Annotated in this window: 21 protein-coding genes; 4 read left to right on the top strand and 17 right to left on the bottom strand. The window is 40.3% G+C overall.

All coding sequences use genetic code 11. From position 1 onward, the window contains the following. Positions 1-73: 73 nt before the first annotated feature. The 4 genes from ACIQ6T_RS08670 to ACIQ6T_RS08655 all read right to left on the bottom strand — a co-directional run bounded on the left by ACIQ6T_RS08670 (position 74) and on the right by ACIQ6T_RS08655 (position 2,261). On the bottom strand, positions 74-799 hold the full coding sequence (locus tag ACIQ6T_RS08670; RefSeq protein WP_395785502.1) for a thioredoxin domain-containing protein: 726 nt from the start codon (positions 797-799) through the stop codon (positions 74-76). An 80-nt stretch (positions 800-879) separates the two neighbouring features. Then, on the bottom strand, positions 880-1,182 hold the full coding sequence (gene trxA / locus ACIQ6T_RS08665; RefSeq protein ID WP_395785501.1) for a thioredoxin: 303 nt from the start codon (positions 1,180-1,182) through the stop codon (positions 880-882). 110 nt (positions 1,183-1,292) lie between these two features. After that, the gene (locus ACIQ6T_RS08660) at positions 1,293-1,598 is read right to left on the bottom strand and encodes a rhodanese-like domain-containing protein (protein ID WP_395785500.1); all 306 of its coding nucleotides are present in this window, start codon (positions 1,596-1,598) and stop codon (positions 1,293-1,295) included. Positions 1,599-1,661: 63 nt separating this feature from the next. Continuing rightward, on the bottom strand, positions 1,662-2,261 hold the full coding sequence (locus tag ACIQ6T_RS08655) for a class I SAM-dependent methyltransferase (protein WP_395785499.1): 600 nt from the start codon (positions 2,259-2,261) through the stop codon (positions 1,662-1,664). Positions 2,262-2,296: 35 nt separating this feature from the next. Here ACIQ6T_RS08655 and ACIQ6T_RS08650 point away from each other — a divergent pair, with 35 nt between their 5' ends. Next, entirely contained in the window at positions 2,297-2,707 is a 411-nt protein-coding gene (locus tag ACIQ6T_RS08650) for a DsrE family protein (RefSeq protein ID WP_395785498.1), read from the top strand. 41 nt (positions 2,708-2,748) lie between these two features. Here the strand turns inward: ACIQ6T_RS08650 and ACIQ6T_RS08645 are convergent, their stop codons facing one another. Both ACIQ6T_RS08645 and ACIQ6T_RS08640 read right to left on the bottom strand, forming a co-directional pair. Then, positions 2,749-3,744, bottom strand: coding sequence for a glycosyltransferase (locus ACIQ6T_RS08645; RefSeq protein WP_395785497.1), 996 nt, complete (start codon positions 3,742-3,744; stop codon positions 2,749-2,751). Between the two features lie 38 nt (positions 3,745-3,782). Then, positions 3,783-4,973: an FAD-dependent oxidoreductase gene (locus ACIQ6T_RS08640; protein WP_395785496.1), complete on the bottom strand. Its 1,191-nt coding sequence runs from the start codon at positions 4,971-4,973 to the stop codon at positions 3,783-3,785. 145 nt (positions 4,974-5,118) lie between these two features. Between ACIQ6T_RS08640 and ACIQ6T_RS08635 the strand changes: the two genes are divergently transcribed. From ACIQ6T_RS08635 to ACIQ6T_RS08625, 3 genes are all read left to right on the top strand, one after another. Then, positions 5,119-5,787, top strand: a complete 669-nt coding sequence (locus ACIQ6T_RS08635) for a DUF2202 domain-containing protein (RefSeq protein WP_395785495.1) — start codon at positions 5,119-5,121, stop codon at positions 5,785-5,787. An 88-nt stretch (positions 5,788-5,875) separates the two neighbouring features. Beyond that, complete coding sequence (locus tag ACIQ6T_RS08630; protein ID WP_395785494.1) at positions 5,876-6,916, top strand: c-type cytochrome; 1,041 nt, start codon at positions 5,876-5,878, stop codon at positions 6,914-6,916. A gap of 4 nt (positions 6,917-6,920) precedes the next feature. After that, positions 6,921-8,594: a bifunctional metallophosphatase/5'-nucleotidase gene (locus ACIQ6T_RS08625; protein ID WP_395785493.1), complete on the top strand. Its 1,674-nt coding sequence runs from the start codon at positions 6,921-6,923 to the stop codon at positions 8,592-8,594. A gap of 61 nt (positions 8,595-8,655) precedes the next feature. Here the strand turns inward: ACIQ6T_RS08625 and ACIQ6T_RS08620 are convergent, their stop codons facing one another. The 11 genes from ACIQ6T_RS08620 to ACIQ6T_RS08570 all read right to left on the bottom strand — a co-directional run. Then, positions 8,656-9,132 (bottom strand): Dps family protein, encoded by a 477-nt coding sequence (locus ACIQ6T_RS08620; RefSeq protein WP_395785492.1) that lies wholly within the window; start codon positions 9,130-9,132, stop codon positions 8,656-8,658. A 112-nt stretch (positions 9,133-9,244) separates the two neighbouring features. Next, positions 9,245-9,691: a DUF6691 family protein gene (locus tag ACIQ6T_RS08615; protein ID WP_395785518.1), complete on the bottom strand. Its 447-nt coding sequence runs from the start codon at positions 9,689-9,691 to the stop codon at positions 9,245-9,247. Between the two features lie 68 nt (positions 9,692-9,759). Continuing rightward, positions 9,760-10,323 carry a YeeE/YedE family protein gene (locus tag ACIQ6T_RS08610; RefSeq protein ID WP_395785491.1) on the bottom strand — a complete coding sequence of 188 codons (564 nt, stop codon included), beginning with the start codon at positions 10,321-10,323 and terminating at the stop codon, positions 9,760-9,762. A 61-nt stretch (positions 10,324-10,384) separates the two neighbouring features. Further along, positions 10,385-10,606: a hypothetical protein gene (locus ACIQ6T_RS08605; protein WP_395785490.1), complete on the bottom strand. Its 222-nt coding sequence runs from the start codon at positions 10,604-10,606 to the stop codon at positions 10,385-10,387. Next, positions 10,584-10,826 carry a hypothetical protein gene (locus ACIQ6T_RS08600; protein ID WP_395785489.1) on the bottom strand — a complete coding sequence of 81 codons (243 nt, stop codon included), beginning with the start codon at positions 10,824-10,826 and terminating at the stop codon, positions 10,584-10,586. Before ACIQ6T_RS08600 ends, ACIQ6T_RS08605 begins: the two co-directional genes overlap by 23 nt. A 50-nt stretch (positions 10,827-10,876) precedes the next feature. After that, positions 10,877-11,149, bottom strand: coding sequence for a rhodanese-like domain-containing protein (locus ACIQ6T_RS08595; RefSeq protein ID WP_395785488.1), 273 nt, complete (start codon positions 11,147-11,149; stop codon positions 10,877-10,879). A gap of 2 nt (positions 11,150-11,151) precedes the next feature. Beyond that, complete coding sequence (locus ACIQ6T_RS08590) at positions 11,152-12,570, bottom strand: rhodanese-like domain-containing protein (protein ID WP_395785487.1); 1,419 nt, start codon at positions 12,568-12,570, stop codon at positions 11,152-11,154. A 33-nt stretch (positions 12,571-12,603) separates the two neighbouring features. Continuing rightward, positions 12,604-13,425 carry a sulfite exporter TauE/SafE family protein gene (locus ACIQ6T_RS08585; RefSeq protein ID WP_395785486.1) on the bottom strand — a complete coding sequence of 274 codons (822 nt, stop codon included), beginning with the start codon at positions 13,423-13,425 and terminating at the stop codon, positions 12,604-12,606. Positions 13,426-13,516: 91 nt separating this feature from the next. Further along, positions 13,517-14,929 carry an OprD family outer membrane porin gene (locus tag ACIQ6T_RS08580; RefSeq protein ID WP_395785485.1) on the bottom strand — a complete coding sequence of 471 codons (1,413 nt, stop codon included), beginning with the start codon at positions 14,927-14,929 and terminating at the stop codon, positions 13,517-13,519. Positions 14,930-14,989: 60 nt separating this feature from the next. Continuing rightward, positions 14,990-15,619 carry a Crp/Fnr family transcriptional regulator gene (locus ACIQ6T_RS08575; protein WP_395785484.1) on the bottom strand — a complete coding sequence of 210 codons (630 nt, stop codon included), beginning with the start codon at positions 15,617-15,619 and terminating at the stop codon, positions 14,990-14,992. 51 nt (positions 15,620-15,670) lie between these two features. Further along, the coding region (locus ACIQ6T_RS08570; RefSeq protein WP_395785517.1) for an IS3 family transposase at positions 15,671-15,769 on the bottom strand (99 nt) is incomplete at its 5' end.

Below are 15,769 nucleotides of genomic sequence, written 5' to 3'. Positions count from 1 at the left end.
CTATTTCATCAAAATCCTGTAGAGACGCGATACTTCGCGTCTACAAATAAAACAGACGCGAGGTATCGCTTCTCTACAGTAATATCTGAGCCCACTTATCCGTCATCGCTTTCGCTTCGCCCATCCCAATTTGCTTATCGATCATTTTGCCGTCTTTATAGAATTCCAAATAAGGGATGGATTCAATTTGCTTGGCCTTGGCCAATTCCTGGTTGGCATCCACATCAATCTTAATCAATTCTACCTGGCCATTTTGCGCCTTGATCCAGGCATCTAATACGGGACTTAACTGCTTGCAAGGACCACACCAAACCGCATTATAATCCACAATCACGAGTTTCTTACCTTTTATTTGATTGTTGAAATCAGCTAATGTTATGCCCTCAGCTGCTTTTGGACTAGTGGCATCCTTTGATAAGGGTAGGTTGGCTGATTGCCAGGCCAACATCCCTCCAGTTAAATTCACAACAGATTTAAAACCCATTGCTTGGAGTTGGCCTGCTGCAGAACTGGATCTACCACCGGATAGGCAATACACATAAACTGTTTTTGATTTGTCCAGGTTGGCCACTGCATTTTGGAATGCATCACTCGTTATATCTGCTAAAATTGCACCTTCAAAATGTCCATTTGCATATTCGTCGCTAGTGCGCACATCGAGAATTTGGCCAGGTTCCGCTGATTTTAATTCGCTTTGAAATTCAGTTGCTGCCAAATCTTGCAATCCCTCTTTTTTCGTGCATCCGAATAGTGATGTAGCGATGATCAATGAGGTAAAAATGATTTTCAACGTTTTCATAATTGTGTGATAATTTAAATATGTAATTCGTTTAATAGCTGACGACTAGTGACTTACGACTTACGACCAGCGACTGACGACTAGCGACTGGAATGCTGTTTAATAATCCCTTCCAACGTACTCGCCTGAATAACACCTGATTGTCGCCAAACGGACTTTCCGTCTTTAAAAAGGATTAAGGTCGGCACAGACCGAATCTGGAATTTGTCAGCCAAAGATCGATTTTTATCAACATCGATTTTTATGATTTTGGCGGAATCACCCACTTTGGTTTTTAGTTGTTCCAAAATAGGTTTTAACTGTTTACATGGTCCACACCATTCAGCTGAAAAGTCAACTAATACAGGTTCCGGTGATTTCAAAAGTTCTTCAAATTTGTTCATTTTTTAGTGTTTAGTAGTCAGTAATCAGTAGTCAGTAATCAGTAGTCAGTAATCAGTAGTCCGAGGGCTAAACTCTCACCTTTTACCTCTCACCTCTTACCTCTTACCTCTTACCTCTTAATTGAATTCCAGGGTCCACCATTATATACCTGCGTGAAACCGGCAGCTAGTAATTGCCGACGGGCCATACCGCTTCTGCTTCCAGACCGACAGCAAGTTACAATAACTTGATCTTTCTTTAATTTGTTCATTTGGCTTCCCAAGGTTTGCAATGGAAGATTAATGGATCCTTTTACGTGTCCATCTTTGTATTCGGCAGGAGTACGAACATCTACTACCGTGGCACCCTGTGCGATTAGCGCTGTTATATCTACTTTGGGGCCTATTCCCAAGATATTTTTTATGAATTGGAGCATTGTTTTTCTGTTTAGTGCGTCAAAGATAATTTCGAATATTAGCCTAAAACGTGATATTTGTCTCTATCCCTTTTTTATCGCCCTAAATTGAATCACTTCCGCCTTGCCTTGATGTAAGGGGCCTTCATCTAATGTGCGTATGATTTCTTGATTAATCTGAATGTCCAATGATTTAAAGTCTAACGCCAAAGTATCGTTATCAAAAAGCCAGTTGGCATCTTTCGGTCCTCCCGAAGTATACGCCAACTGCCTCTTATTAAATCCCTCCAACAATAAAGTTCCACCCGGCTTTAGCCATTTGATAAATTTGGCATGCACGAGCGGTCGGATTTCTAGTGGTGTATGAAAGTAGGTCGACATAATCACATCAAATGATTCGAGCGGAAATTGGATTTTCAGCGCGTCTGCACACACATAATGTAGTTGGACATGTTGCTCACGAGCCAATTTCAATGCTTTCGCTTCCCCTTGTTCACTCAAATCAAAGGCGTAAACTTCCCAGCCTAGTTTAGCGGCATAAATTGCATCTCGTCCTTCTCCTGCGGCAGGAATTAATATACGGCCAACGGGTATATTGGCAATTTGCTCGGCAAAAAAATCATTTGGATTGATTCCATATTGATATTCAGTTGACTGATATCTTGCATCCCACGTTGCTTTCATTATAGTAATTGGTTAGTTTCGTAAAAAATATTCATATGAAAAAGTCTATATTATCCCTCATTATTGCCATTTTCGCTGTTTTTGCAGCACAGGCGCAAAATCCAGTACACAAAGTTGTTATCCAATTAAATACGTCTGATACGCTTGTTTGGCATGGAGCTTTGAAAAACATATCCAATCTTCAAACGGCATTGGGTAAAACAACTCAAATTGAATTAGTTGCTCATGGTTCAGGTATCGGTATCCTGATTGATGGCAAGACTACTCAAAAGGCCAAAGTGGCTGAATTAGCTGCTATGGGTGTTTTATTTAAAGCGTGCGAAAATACGATTCGTGAACGCAAAATCGACCGAGCGACCATCTTAACTCAAGCAGGAACTGTTCCGTCTGGTGTCGCAGAAGTAGTTCTCAAGCAAGAGGCCGGCTGGGCGTACCTTAAATACTGACGCAAATTAGCTTTGTCAATTGAAAAAGCCTGTGACTTATATCACAGGCTTTTGTTGTTCCAAGGTAAAAATTTAGGGGGATCTTTCTCCAGTAATCGAGGGGTACTCTCACTCAGAAAATGCCCATTTAACACCTTTTCGTAGGCTATCAGGTATTTTTTAGCCATGGAAAGCGAATCGAACAGATCTCGCGCATACGTATGACAATGTTGTTTATTGTATGCACCTGCCTGTTGGATGGCGATGGCCATTTCATCTTCCTGATTACTTAATAAACCAAATTCGGATGTGACTAATTCAGGTAAAGAACCGTAAGGCGTTGCAAAAATAGGGCAACCGAAATACAAACTTTCCGTGATGGCTAATCCGAATGGTTCGTGCCAACGGACCGGAAATAGTAAGCCTTTGGAATGGGAGAGAAGATCTAATTTTTGTTGGCCCCCCACCGTTCCATAAAATTGAATACGAGCGCTCCAAGTCATGCGAAATCCCATTTTCAGATTTAAGCGTGTGCCGCCAAGTACGGCAAGTTTTTCATTTGGAGTTCGTAAGACCGTGTCGATCGCCCCTTGCACATTTTTTACACGCCATGCGGCCTTACCTAAAAAGTGCACATAATCACGCGATTGCGTTAGATTAGGCTTGCCGTAATCATCCCAATCTAATCCATTATAGACAAACGAATTCGATCCGTAGCGATTGGCATGGTTTTGGGAGACAAAAATGGAATTGATGTTTAGCAAAGTTTCTTCATTTGGATTTCCGTGCACGGTTACAACGTAAGGCTTTTCGATGACCTCACTTGGCGTATGATTCAAGTGAACAACATCAATGAAGTCTGGAATTTGTTCGTTCAAGGATTGACTAGGATTCCAAGGTAACACCGTCGCGAATGGACAATGTGAACCTTGGGGTACCAAAAAGGTGACTTGGTGCCCGAGTCCTTGTAAAGATTTCGCTAATCCCCAAATCACGCGTTCAGTACCTCCATATCCAGCTACGGGTATTTTCTGATCATGAACAATTAAAATCTGCATTTTTTAGAGGAATTGAGGAACAAAAATACATTAATTCCCTACATTTTTCCAGGTAGAATTTGATTCCAATAAAGGTAAGGTAAAAGGAATTTCTTCATTTGGTACATGGACCAGCGTTCCTTAGATTGGTCGAAAGGAAATGTTTCTACCGGTTGGTTATCATAATCAAATTCAGCTAACACCAATTTGTCATATCCGGTAATGATAGGACATGATGAATAACCATGATATTTAGTGGTTAGGAGTTTTCCTTGCATCGCAGCTATTAAGTTATCCACTAAAACAGGTGCTTGTTTTCGTATGGCAGCGCCGGTTCGCGAGGCGGGTAAGCTTGCAGCATCCCCAGCCCCGAAAATATTGGGGTATTTTGTATGTTGTAAGGTATGTTTGTCAACGTCCAACCAGCCTGCTGCATTAGCTAAGGGGCTATTTTTAACAAAATCAGGAGCTGATTGCGGAGGTGTGACATGGAGCATGTCAAATTCCACCCAATATTCTTTGTCTTTATTTGCCTCTCCAATCCCCACAAACTTTGCCTTTTTATTTGGACCATCCACTTCGTCAAGTTTCACAAAAAACTGGGTGTTAATTCCGTAACGTGCGATGACTTTTTTTAATGTCTTTTCATATTTTTCTACGCCAAAAACCCGCGTGCCACCGCTCCAAAATTCAACTTGAGTATTCGTTTTATTTCTTTGGAAATAGTCGGCCGCCAAATACATGATTTTCTGAGGGGCTCCCCCGCATTTTATCGGGGTATGGGGAGTAGTGAAGATCGCTTTTCCTTTTTTTGTTTGCCGGATGCATTCCCAGGTATAAGGCGCTGTTTTAAAGCTGTAATTGCTGCAAACCCCATTTTTACCCAACGTCTCAGGTAATCCTTTGATGTCTGCCCAGTTTAATTGAATGCCCGGTGAGGCTATGAGGTAATCATAGCTTAGGTCTGAGCCATCAGCTAGGGTGATTTTATTTTCGTCAGGCTTGAACCCGCAAACCATTTGTTGGACCCACGCCGCTCCCGCCGGGATCACGGAAGCTTCATCGCGTTCGGTATCTTGTATATCAAACTCACCTCCACCAACGAGTGTCCAAGCAGGTTGGTAATAATGTTTTTTAGCCCCATCTACGATAGCTATGTCCAAAGAGGCATCTTTTCTTAGTAACTGTGAAGCTATGGAAATGCCTGCGTTTCCTCCTCCTACGATCAAAATGGCGTGATGTGTTTTCATGGTTAACCTGTTAAATTTTAGTAGGCAATATTAGTCATTACCAAAAGTGTAAAACGTGATTATAATCACTTTCGGGTATTTGTGAGTTTTATCACGTTTGGGGTATTTAGAAAGCAACACCTTTGGCAAAACAAAAAATAATAACATGAAAAAATTAACCACGAAGTTCTTTGCCCTTGCACTCGTAATTGGATTAGCGAGTTGTACAAAAAATGATGATCCAGTATTTACGACTCAAGTAAATATGACAGCGAGTTTAGCGGCTATACAGCAAACAGTATCAAATTTGCCAACTGAAACTTTAGACGATGCTGAAAAGGCGCGTATTCTATTCATTCGTGAAGAAGAAAAATTAGCCTATGATGTATATCAAACGATGTTTGATATCTATGGGGTAAATGTGTTTCAAAATATCCCCAATAGTGAGTTGAGCCACATGGAGGCGATGTTAACGATTATTAAAAAATATAATTTAATTGATCCTATGGAAACAAATGCCAGAGGAGTATATGCTAACCCTGTTTTGCAGTCACTTTATACACAATTAGTTAGCCAAGGGCGTGTAAGTTTATTAGCTGCTTATCAAGTAGGTGCTACCATTGAAGATTTAGATATAAGTGATTTGAATAGTTCATTAGCAGTGACGAATAATCAGGATGTTCGATTAGTCTATGATTTCTTAAACAAGGGTAGTAGAAACCATATGCGCTCTTTTTATAAGAATATTAAAAACTGGAATGGTACGTATACCCCTGTTTATATTACACAAGCGGAATTTGATGCGATAGTTAATTCAGCCATGGAGAGATTTTAGCGGAAAAATGAAATATTATAGACCGAAAGTGATATATGTCACGAAGAGATGTTGATTATAGACTAATTTCGCAGATATAATTAATACTATGGCAACATCAAATTCGGGAGCTAATTTACTTTCCTTCTTTCTTTATATTTTATTAGTGGCACTTGTGGGGCTCATGTCCTTTTTGGTCTATAATTCTTTTGATTATAAAAAAAGTGCCTCAGCTGATTCAACCGCAGTTTATGTGGCGCCGGACTCTAATTTCACACATCTTTGGACAGCTCCTTCGGAATGGCGGTTGATGTATGTCAAGGAAGAAGAAAAGGATTTAGTTGAATATGGTCGCGAATTAATTGCCCATACCTCCGAATATCTAGGACCTAAGGGTTCTGTGAAGGCCATTTCCAATGGCATGAATTGTCAAAATTGCCATTTAAATGCCGGTACCCAACCGTGGGGAAATAACTATTTCGCGGTGCAATCCACGTATCCAAAATTTAGAGCGCGTTCTGGTGCCATTGAAGATCAAGTAAAGCGCGTAAATGATTGTTTTGAGCGTAGTTTAAATGGTCAGGCTTTAGCGGCAGAAAGTAAGGAAATGCGAGCAATTTTAGCCTATATCAAGTGGTTAGGAACGGATGTTGAGAAAGGAGTCGCTCCCAAAGGGTCAGGCATATTTAAATTAAAAGGGTTAAAGCGTGCGATTGATCCAGCTAAAGGCGCAGAAGTATACGCTGCCAAATGCCAGTCTTGTCATCAAGCAGATGGCGGTGGCCTATTGGCGGAAAATGGGAAGTCCTACACCTATCCTCCTCTTTGGGGTCCGCATAGTTACAATCATGGCGCAGGGCTTTACCGTATGTCAAATTTTGCCGGTTATGTGAAATACAATATGCCTTTAGGGGCCAACTACGATAAGCCTCAATTATCCGATGAGGAAGCGTGGGATTTAGCAGCTTATGTGAATTCGATGCCTCGTCCTGGTAAAGATTTGAGTAAGGATTGGCCAGATATCGCGGGTAAACCTTTTGATCATCCCTTTGGTCCATTTGCGGATCCATTTACGGAAGAACAACATAAATATGGGCCGTATAAGCCGATTAAAGAGTGGATTACTAAACACAAGAAGTCAAAGAAATAAACGAATGAACTCGAGAAGAAAATTTTTACAAGGAGGAATCCTGACTAGTGTTGCGGCTTTAACGCCAGCTGCCTTAAAAGCTAAGACCTCCAAAACAAACACTTCATCAACTAAATCAATTGCTGGATCTGGTCAAATCACGATTCTCCAAACAACGGATGTGCACTGCCAATTGCATGCGCATGATGAATTGTTTTGGGAAAATAATGAGTTGACCTTTCGTAAAGCAGGTGGGTATCCACATATGGCGACCGCTCTAAAAAAGTTGAAGGAGAAAAATCCTGAAAATACGATCACTTTAGATACAGGTGATATGTTCCAAGGGAGTATGCTTTCGGTGAAAACAACAGGTCAGGCATTCGTTCCTTTGTTAAATGCGATGGATTATGACCTTTACTTACCGGGTAACTGGGAGGTAGTCTATTACAAAAAGAACATGCAAAAATTATTGGGAGGTTTATTAGCTCCTAAAATTTGTGCCAATATGTACCATGATTTAGGGGATGGAAAGAAAGGCGAACTTATCTTTCAGCCTTACCAAATCATGCACCGTATGGGGGTTAAAATTGGTTTTCTAGGCTACACTGATCCATTGGTTCCCTTACGACAATCACCGATGTATTCGAAAGGAATTGTATATACCAAACCTGAGGATAACCTCAAGGAATATGTGACCTTATTGCGTGAGCAAGAACAATGTGATTTTGTGATTATTCTATCTCACTTGGGACTATCTCAACAAATTGCCTTAGGAAATAACCCGGATTGTCAGGGGGTAGATTATATTTTCGGGGCAGATACGCATGAGCGTATTCGTAAACCGATTCAAGCAGAATATACCAAGATTGTGGAGCCAGGTGCTTTTGGTTCGTTTGTGGGCAAACTCGATATCCAAGTGAAAGACGGTAAAGTGGTGGGTTCAACCTATGAATTAGTCGAAGTTGATCCAATTAAATATCCAGCTGATGCGGAGATTAAAACCTTGGTTCAAGATTTAGAGAAACCTTACAAGGAAGAAATTAATAAAGTATTAGGGTATAGTACCGTTCCGCTTTACCGCAACTTTGTTGTGGAGAATACCATCGATACGATGATCGTAGATGCGTTAAAATGGAAAGTGAATGCAGATGTTGTGTTATCTAATGGATTCCGTTTTTGTCCACCACGGGTGCCAGGTAAAGATGGGAAAGTAGCCATTACGGAAGGTTATTTATTTGATATGTTACCTGTGGATAGTACGATTCGTACGGCGAAGGCTTCGGGCCAACAAATTTTAGATTGGTTGGAAAAAGAAATGCAGAACGTATTTGCGCAAGATGCTTCCAAGCGCTTTGGCGGTTGGCTTATTCGTTTCAAAGGTATGCAAGTGGAATTTAAGGCATTTGATCGGGTAGGTGAACGCGTTAAAAAGGTGACTATTGCTGGCGCAGCATTAGATAAAAACCGGATGTATACTTTGTGTGCTTGCGAGCGCGATGGTGATCCCGAGGATATGTTGTGCCGTATGAAAGGAGTAAAGGAGCCGTCAAATACTGCTTATACTTTACACTCCATGATGAAAGAGTATTTAGCTAAATTCTCTCCAGTTACACCTGTCTTGCGCCACGATGCGAAGATCCTAGATGGTCCTCAGGATTTGTTGAGCCAAGTAACGGGGGTTGATTATACGTTTAGATAATTAAGATTTAATTGGGATAAAAAAAAGACGCTGTTATTTTACAGCGTCTTTTTTTGTTTATTTAGGTAGTTAAAAAAGCAGAGTACATCCAGACTAGTTTTTCCTGTGCTCGAATGTAATCACTCATTAGTGCATTTGTACCTTCATCTTCTGTCTCAGCTGACAAATTTAGGATTTCCCGTTGTAGTGTGATCGTAATTTTAAATGATTCAAGGATATTTTCTACTGCCTTAATTCCGTCTGAAACTTCAGTGCTTTCTGCAATAAGTGAAGTCTGTTTGTAGGTAGAATAGTTATGGAGAGGTGTGTGCCCTAAGGTTAGGATGCGTTCTGCCACTTCATCAATTTTCAGAAGTAAATCAGTGTAAAGTTCCTCAAATTTTAGGTGTAGTTCAAAGAATTTTTGGCCTTTGATGTTCCAATGGTATCCTCTTGTATTTTGATAGAAAATAGAATAATTAGCAAGCAGAATATTTAATTTCTCAGCAAGCTCTTTCGATTTAGACTTGTCAAGGCCAATGGCATTTAGATTTTTCATCGTGTAAGTTAATGTTTTTCCGTTGTTGTTATTTTTTTAATGTTGATAAACAAAAGAGGGATTCCGACTTAAACCGAAATCCCTCTTAGCTCTTAGCTCTTAGCTAAAAGTTCTAATGCGGCAACTGATCTCTAAACTTGCCATACACCCAAGTTCCTGCCGTAGCGCTTAGAATAACTACTAAGATAACGATAGCACCTGAACCTACTTGTGCGAAAAGTGGACCTGGGCAAGCTCCTGTTAATGCCCATCCAAGTCCAAAAATCAAGCCACCAATGATTTGCCCATTATTGAATTTCTTGTCGGTGAACGTAATTTCCTCCCCATGAATCGTTTTAACCTTCAATTTCTTGATTAAAAATACCGAGATAGCACCTACGACAACTGCAGTACCGATTACTCCGTACATGTGAAAGCTCTGTAAGCGGAACATTTCTTGAATTCGGAACCAAGATATGATTTCAGCTTTAATAAATACGATGCCAAAAATCACTCCTACTAAACTATATTTTAAGTTATAGTACCACGGGTGATTTAATTCTGATTCATTTACACACATGGTGTCTAATGAACGTACTTCGAAATCAGCTGGATTTGCGTGTTGATTTGTCTTATTTTCCATGTGTATTATAAGTGTAAGATGAATGGTAAAATGAAATTAGCCATGATAAAACCACCAATCATGAAACAGATGGTTGCTACTAAGGATGGCCATTGTAAGTCGGAAAGTCCCATGATTGCGTGTCCAGAGGTACAGCCACCTGCATAGCGTGCGCCAAATCCTACTAAAAATCCGCCTCCAATCATCATGACTAAGCCACGTAATGTAAATAAGGATTCAAAAGAAAATAATTGTTCTGGCACCATGCCTGAGAAATTAGTGATACCATAACTAGCTAATTCCTTTGCTAAATCTGGATGTACGATAACGGCATCACCTGATCCTAAATAAAGTGTTGAGATTATACCACCTACGAGAATACCTCCTACAAAGAAGAAATTCCATGTTTCTTTTTTCCAATCATACTTGAAAAAAGGAATGTTACTCGGCAAACATACAGCACAGGCGTGGCGTAAATTCGCCGAAATTCCAAAGTGCTTGTTACCTAAAATTAATAAGGCCGGAACGATAAGTCCGATGATAATTCCTGCCGTATACCAAGGCCAGGGTTGGGTGATTGTTTCCATCATAGTAAGTTAAATTAGTCGCTAGTCGTCAGTCACTAGTCTGATTTTGAATTTAGTTAAAATTTTATAAATCTTTTTGCTCTTCTTTTAAAGTGCGCCATTGTGAGATAGTGCCAATCATAAAATAACCCAACACAGCAAAGTAAACGATGCTATTTAATGGCTTACTGGTAATTGGGCAAGTGCCTGTAGCACAACCAATATCTCTCCAGTAGAAATATCCGCCGATGCCGCCGAATATTCCACCTAAGATTTGCCAACCGTTATTTTGAATGAACTTCTTCATATTCCACATCATCGTGATCTTTAGCAGTTGATTTTTGAACAGGTACTCCGCAACCTTGCGCACCGCACCCTGCGTTCAATAACGCCATACCTACCAGCACCAAGCCAAGCAAGCCCATGAGTGTGTCATTGCCACGATAAGCTTCTATCAAGGCATATCCTCCGATAACGAGGCGGATAATCCGCATGACATTCCAATTTTGTGTCAGTGTTGTGAACATGTTTTCATTTGTTAAAAGCCCAGGCATACCCTGGGCTTATTTAAGGCATTTTAATCTTGATAAACAAGCATATCATGTAATCCTCCTCCATTAAAAACTTCGGTTAATCCCGCTTGTTTTAATAAGTTCATCGCCATACCTGAGCGGTTACCACTGCGGCAATAAACCACAATCGGACCATTCATTGCTTTGAATTCATCGATGCGCAAAGGAACAATTCCCAATGGAATATTAATTGCTCCATCGTAGTGACCACTGGCAAATTCGCCTGTTTCGCGTACGTCAACAACCGTAGTTGCTGGATTTGCTAATAACTCTTCCATGCTTACAAAAGGGTAGAAGGACAAACATAATCAGATACTTGGAACTTGCCGGACTCTTTGATCGCTTTAAATCCACCATTGATGTCAATTAAGTTGTCATATCCACGAGCTCTTAAGGTAGAGTTGAAAATCATCGAACGGTAACCACCTGCACAGTGTACGAAGTAAGTCTTATTTTTATCAATTTTCAACATACTATCATTGATGAAATCCAATGGAGCATTTTCTACATCAATCACGTGCTCAGATAAATATTCCGAATTTTTACGCACGTCGATGATCTCACCTTCACCTGCTTGAATACGTTTGAATGCTTCTGCTGGTTCGATGGATTCGATTTGATCAAATTCTTTTCCGGATGCTTTCCATGACGCAAAGCCACCTTTTAAGTATCCGATCGTAAAGTCATAACCTACTCGAGCTAAACGTGTGATCACTTCTTCTTCGCGGCCTTCGTCTGTCACCAACAAGATTTCTTGCTTGATGTCAGGAATCATAGCGCCAACCCATGGAGCAAAAGATCCATCGATACCGATGTTGATTGAGTTAGGGACAAAGCCAGCTGCGAACGTTTGTGCATCACGCGTATCTAGGATTAACGCGCTCGTTTCGTTTGCTGCTGCTTCAAATCCTTCTGGACTCAAGGCATGTTGGCCACGCTCTAACACTTTATCAATCGAATCATACCCTTGAATATTCATCAAAACATTCAAAGGGAAATAAGCTGGAGGAGCCACTAAGCCCGTTAAAACTTCTTTCTTAAATGCTTCTCTAGTTAATGCCGGATTCAACGCATAGTTCGTTTTCTTTTGGTTACCCAAGGTATCCGTCGTCTCTTTGCTCATGTTTTTACCGCAAGCAGAACCAGCTCCGTGTGCAGGATACACAATGATATCATCTGCTAAAGGCATGATTTTGTTACGTAAAGAGTCGAATAAATGACCTGCTAAAATGTCTTCGGTTAAATCAGCCTTTACTTTTTGTGCCAAATCTGGACGACCTACATCACCGATGAACAACGTATCACCTGAGAATAAGCTAGTTTCCTTGCCATTTTCGTCGATCAAAAGAAAACATGTCGATTCCATCGTGTGACCCGGTGTGTGAATGACACGGATAGTAGCATTGCCTAATGGGAATTCTTGGCCATCCGTTGCCGTGATACACTCAAATTGGCACGCTGCATTTGGTCCGTAAACGATAGGAGCACCTGTTTTTGCAGATAAGTCGATGTGACCTGAAACGAAATCAGCATGAAAATGTGTTTCAAATACATACTTTATTTTCGCGCCGTTACGCTCAGCTTTCTCAATATAAGGTTGTACCTCGCGAAGTGGATCGATGATCGCTGCTTCTCCATTGTTCTCGATGTAGTAAGCACCTTGTGCTAAACATCCCGTGTAAATTTGTTCTACTTTCATTTTCGTATTTATTATGCTGTGAATGTGTTTAATCTATTTCAAAGGGAAGGCTAACTGTTGGATCAGTATGTAAATACCCATCACCAAAACAAACCATCCAAAACCTACTTTTAATTTATCCCCGTCTACTTTTTTACTTATAATATCTCCGAAGAATATACCTACAATCGCCAGACCTGTAACAGTTAATAATAAGTTCCAGTCTATGGCATGATGCCCCAAGTCACCCGTAAAGCCAATTAATGATTTGGCCGCGATGATTAATAAGGAAGTGCCCACCGCTTGTTTCATGGATAATTTGGAAAGCATAACTAAAGCTGGGATGATTAGGAATCCACCGCCTGCGCCAACTAATCCAGTCAAAGTACCTACGACAGCTCCTTCAAATAGGATCATTGGGTAATTGAATACTTGTTCTTCTTCCACGTAAGTACCTAATTTCTCCTTCTCACATTGCTCGCATTTACCACGAATCATGGAGATAGAAGCTGCCACCATCAAGATGGCGAATAAGACCATCATTAAAATGGATTTGGTGACAATGAAATCACCCAAGTTGAATACCTCGGAAGGTATTAAGGGAACGATGAATTTACGCGTTGCATAAACGGCCGCGATAGATGGTATACCAAAGATGACCGCAGTTTTTACATTGATTAAGCCTTGCTTGTATTTTGGAAAGGCGCCAACCAATGAACTTGCACCCACCACAAACAGTGAATATGCGGTAGCTAATATAGGATCTACGCCAAATAAATAAACCAAAACCGGTACTGTTAAAATAGATCCACCACCACCGATTAAGCCTAGTGAGATTCCGATAAGTAATGAAGCAAAATAGCCGATAATTTCCATGTGTGCTTTTGTTGTTTTTGATAATACAAATGTCGGGTGTTTTATAAAGCTATTTCGTGATTTTTATCACAAGTCTCATTTTTTTTTGCCGTTAAAAATGAAAGTTTAAAACGACGTTATAATTGCTCATATTGACTTTATTTATAATGTATTTCTCATTTGCATAGGTCTCACCTTGGTTTGATTTATGCACATACAAGGCTTGAATTTCTAATCCTTCTAAGAAATTTTCAAATTCGTATATCACTTCTAGGTTTAATTGGTCATAGCTCGGCAGGCCATATTTATTTAGTGCCGCATCTTTAACATCGGGTAATTTAAATACGCCATAACTTAAAGATGTTTTGAGCGGAAAGTTATCGGCCAAATAGCTAATTTTTCCCACGAAGGCGTTTACATTCCCAAAGCCTTCATTCCGTTCCCGTGGCATAAAGGTGTAAAAAGGATCGCGCCCCCATTCGCGTGGCATTAAATAGCGTCCTTCACCCGTAATGCGTGTGTAGTTAATGGAAGTTTTCCACTGGTTATTTTCCCAGCCAAGCTTGGAGCTAAATACGCGCGACATCTGTGATGGATCAAAATAAGTCTTGGAGGGGTCTTCATTTCCGCCAAAATGGACCGCATGTTGTTCTGTATATTGAAATCCTGCGACCCAATTTCCTTGTTTGGTATCATATTGCGCTTGTGTGGTGTTGAAAACATTATCTACGTACACATTCCAAAATTTCAAGGAGTGTCCCTTAGGGAGTGTATGGGTATATCCAACTAAAGCAATGCCTTTGGATTCAATTTGCTGAGCATAATTTCCTTTAGTGCCATTGATATTTACTCCATTCGAATAAATACCAATTGATTCGCCGATCCCATACCAATCCACTGTTCCGCGCGGAGATATTTCGTATAAATAGCCGCCTTCCAATTTATTATGCTTCCCAGGATAAATTTCGCTGTAAATACCACCCACTTCTGTTGGCCGCATTCGCCCATCTTGCAAATTAATGAAAGGTGTGTTAATCAATTGCTTGCCTACTATAACATGCGACTTACCCCAATTGTACTTTAGATATAATTCCTCGAGGCGATCTAAATCGTGTTTATTTGACAAGTTTTCCAAATCAAATAATGCAGACTCATATCGACTAATTGTATTCGTTTTGGGGTCTACTAACGTCATTTCAGATGACCCTACATTATATATAAAGTAGCCACCTACACCCATTTGAAAACCTTTGTAGGCAGCAGTTTCATAAAATAAGCCCCCGCCGGCTGCATGCGCATAGGTATCCGTTAATCCATCTTGATTATCCGTAGCCATGAAAAAATAACGTAAGTTCCCGTGTACTTTGCCGTGTTTGAACGCAAATAGGAGGGATGTAGAATCTTCGGCAACACTTTTCTTACCTTTCCAGAGGTGTGGAGGCGTATGCATTTCTTGATGCTGTGCGTGTAGACTAAAGACTAATTGGGTAAAGATTACTAAATACCAAAGGCGATTTTTTTGCATAAAATTTATCAATTAAAATGCAAAAGTTCACCTTTTAGGTTTGTCGTGGCGTGATAAGTATCACAATATCCTTAGGTCAATAATTTCAATTTGATTTTTATTGATATTTATATGCCCTTTTTCTGCCAGTTTTTTCATCAAGCGTGAAATAACTTCACGAGAGGAATTAAGTTCGGTTGCGATTTCAGTAAACGAAACCTTGATCGTGTTGCTCTTTAAGCTTTTTTGATGCTGCTTGAGATACCATAACAAGCGCTCATCCAAATTACGAAAGGCGATGTGGTCGAGGGTGTCCAATAATTCTTCAAAGCGTGAACGATACGTTTCCAATACAAATTGGTACCATGACTTATATTTTGACGCCCATTCGTCCATCAGTTCCACGGGTATTGTCATCACTTCAGTATCTACCAAAGCTTTGGCCATAATTTGGCTATTCAGGTTTCTGGCAGCACATGTCATCGAAATGGCGCAGGCTTCACCTGGATGTAAGTTGTACATGAAAACTTCATTGCCTTCATCATCTTCCCGGAATACTTTGATAATTCCTTTGGTGACAAACACGGCTGAACGGATGCTTTGGCCTGTTTTCATCAGAAAATCATCCGCTTGAAATTTTCGGATCACTCCCACTTGTTGGATCTTCTTCTTTAACTCAGGCTCGAAATTGGCAAGGATATTTGATTCCATATTGTTTGTAGAGACGCGATACTTGAGGTGCACCCATTTTATTGGACAAAATTAAACAATAGATTTGACATAATGAGCTCGGTATCCCACTGGGCTCATTCCATTTAGATTCATTTTTATTCGTTCATGATTATAGTATTTAAGGTAGCT

Source organism: Aquirufa sp. (genome assembly GCF_044377215.1).
Lineage (GTDB): Bacteria > Bacteroidota > Bacteroidia > Cytophagales > Spirosomataceae > Aquirufa.
The sequence above is the reverse complement of the archived record's forward strand: the minus strand, read 5'-3'. Positions and strand labels throughout refer to the sequence as shown.

Excerpts from the sequence above, each read along its gene's own strand:
- ACIQ6T_RS08670 (WP_395785502.1), bottom strand. The coding sequence starts at position 799 with ATGAAAACGTTGAAAATCATTTTTACCTCATTGATCATCGCTACATCA.
- trxA (WP_395785501.1), bottom strand. The coding sequence starts at position 1,182 with ATGAACAAATTTGAAGAACTTTTGAAATCACCGGAACCTGTATTAGTT.
- ACIQ6T_RS08660 (WP_395785500.1), bottom strand. The coding sequence starts at position 1,598 with ATGCTCCAATTCATAAAAAATATCTTGGGAATAGGCCCCAAAGTAGAT.
- ACIQ6T_RS08655 (WP_395785499.1), bottom strand. The coding sequence starts at position 2,261 with ATGAAAGCAACGTGGGATGCAAGATATCAGTCAACTGAATATCAATAT.
- ACIQ6T_RS08650 (WP_395785498.1), top strand. The coding sequence starts at position 2,297 with ATGAAAAAGTCTATATTATCCCTCATTATTGCCATTTTCGCTGTTTTT.
- ACIQ6T_RS08645 (WP_395785497.1), bottom strand. The coding sequence starts at position 3,744 with ATGCAGATTTTAATTGTTCATGATCAGAAAATACCCGTAGCTGGATAT.
- ACIQ6T_RS08640 (WP_395785496.1), bottom strand. The coding sequence starts at position 4,973 with ATGAAAACACATCACGCCATTTTGATCGTAGGAGGAGGAAACGCAGGC.
- ACIQ6T_RS08635 (WP_395785495.1), top strand. The coding sequence starts at position 5,119 with ATGAAAAAATTAACCACGAAGTTCTTTGCCCTTGCACTCGTAATTGGA.
- ACIQ6T_RS08630 (WP_395785494.1), top strand. The coding sequence starts at position 5,876 with ATGGCAACATCAAATTCGGGAGCTAATTTACTTTCCTTCTTTCTTTAT.
- ACIQ6T_RS08625 (WP_395785493.1), top strand. The coding sequence starts at position 6,921 with ATGAACTCGAGAAGAAAATTTTTACAAGGAGGAATCCTGACTAGTGTT.
- ACIQ6T_RS08620 (WP_395785492.1), bottom strand. The coding sequence starts at position 9,132 with ATGAAAAATCTAAATGCCATTGGCCTTGACAAGTCTAAATCGAAAGAG.
- ACIQ6T_RS08615 (WP_395785518.1), bottom strand. The coding sequence starts at position 9,691 with ATGTGTGTAAATGAATCAGAATTAAATCACCCGTGGTACTATAACTTA.
- ACIQ6T_RS08610 (WP_395785491.1), bottom strand. The coding sequence starts at position 10,323 with ATGATGGAAACAATCACCCAACCCTGGCCTTGGTATACGGCAGGAATT.
- ACIQ6T_RS08605 (WP_395785490.1), bottom strand. The coding sequence starts at position 10,606 with ATGAAGAAGTTCATTCAAAATAACGGTTGGCAAATCTTAGGTGGAATA.
- ACIQ6T_RS08600 (WP_395785489.1), bottom strand. The coding sequence starts at position 10,826 with ATGTTCACAACACTGACACAAAATTGGAATGTCATGCGGATTATCCGC.
- ACIQ6T_RS08595 (WP_395785488.1), bottom strand. The coding sequence starts at position 11,149 with ATGGAAGAGTTATTAGCAAATCCAGCAACTACGGTTGTTGACGTACGC.
- ACIQ6T_RS08590 (WP_395785487.1), bottom strand. The coding sequence starts at position 12,570 with ATGAAAGTAGAACAAATTTACACGGGATGTTTAGCACAAGGTGCTTAC.
- ACIQ6T_RS08585 (WP_395785486.1), bottom strand. The coding sequence starts at position 13,425 with ATGGAAATTATCGGCTATTTTGCTTCATTACTTATCGGAATCTCACTA.
- ACIQ6T_RS08580 (WP_395785485.1), bottom strand. The coding sequence starts at position 14,929 with ATGCAAAAAAATCGCCTTTGGTATTTAGTAATCTTTACCCAATTAGTC.
- ACIQ6T_RS08575 (WP_395785484.1), bottom strand. The coding sequence starts at position 15,619 with ATGGAATCAAATATCCTTGCCAATTTCGAGCCTGAGTTAAAGAAGAAG.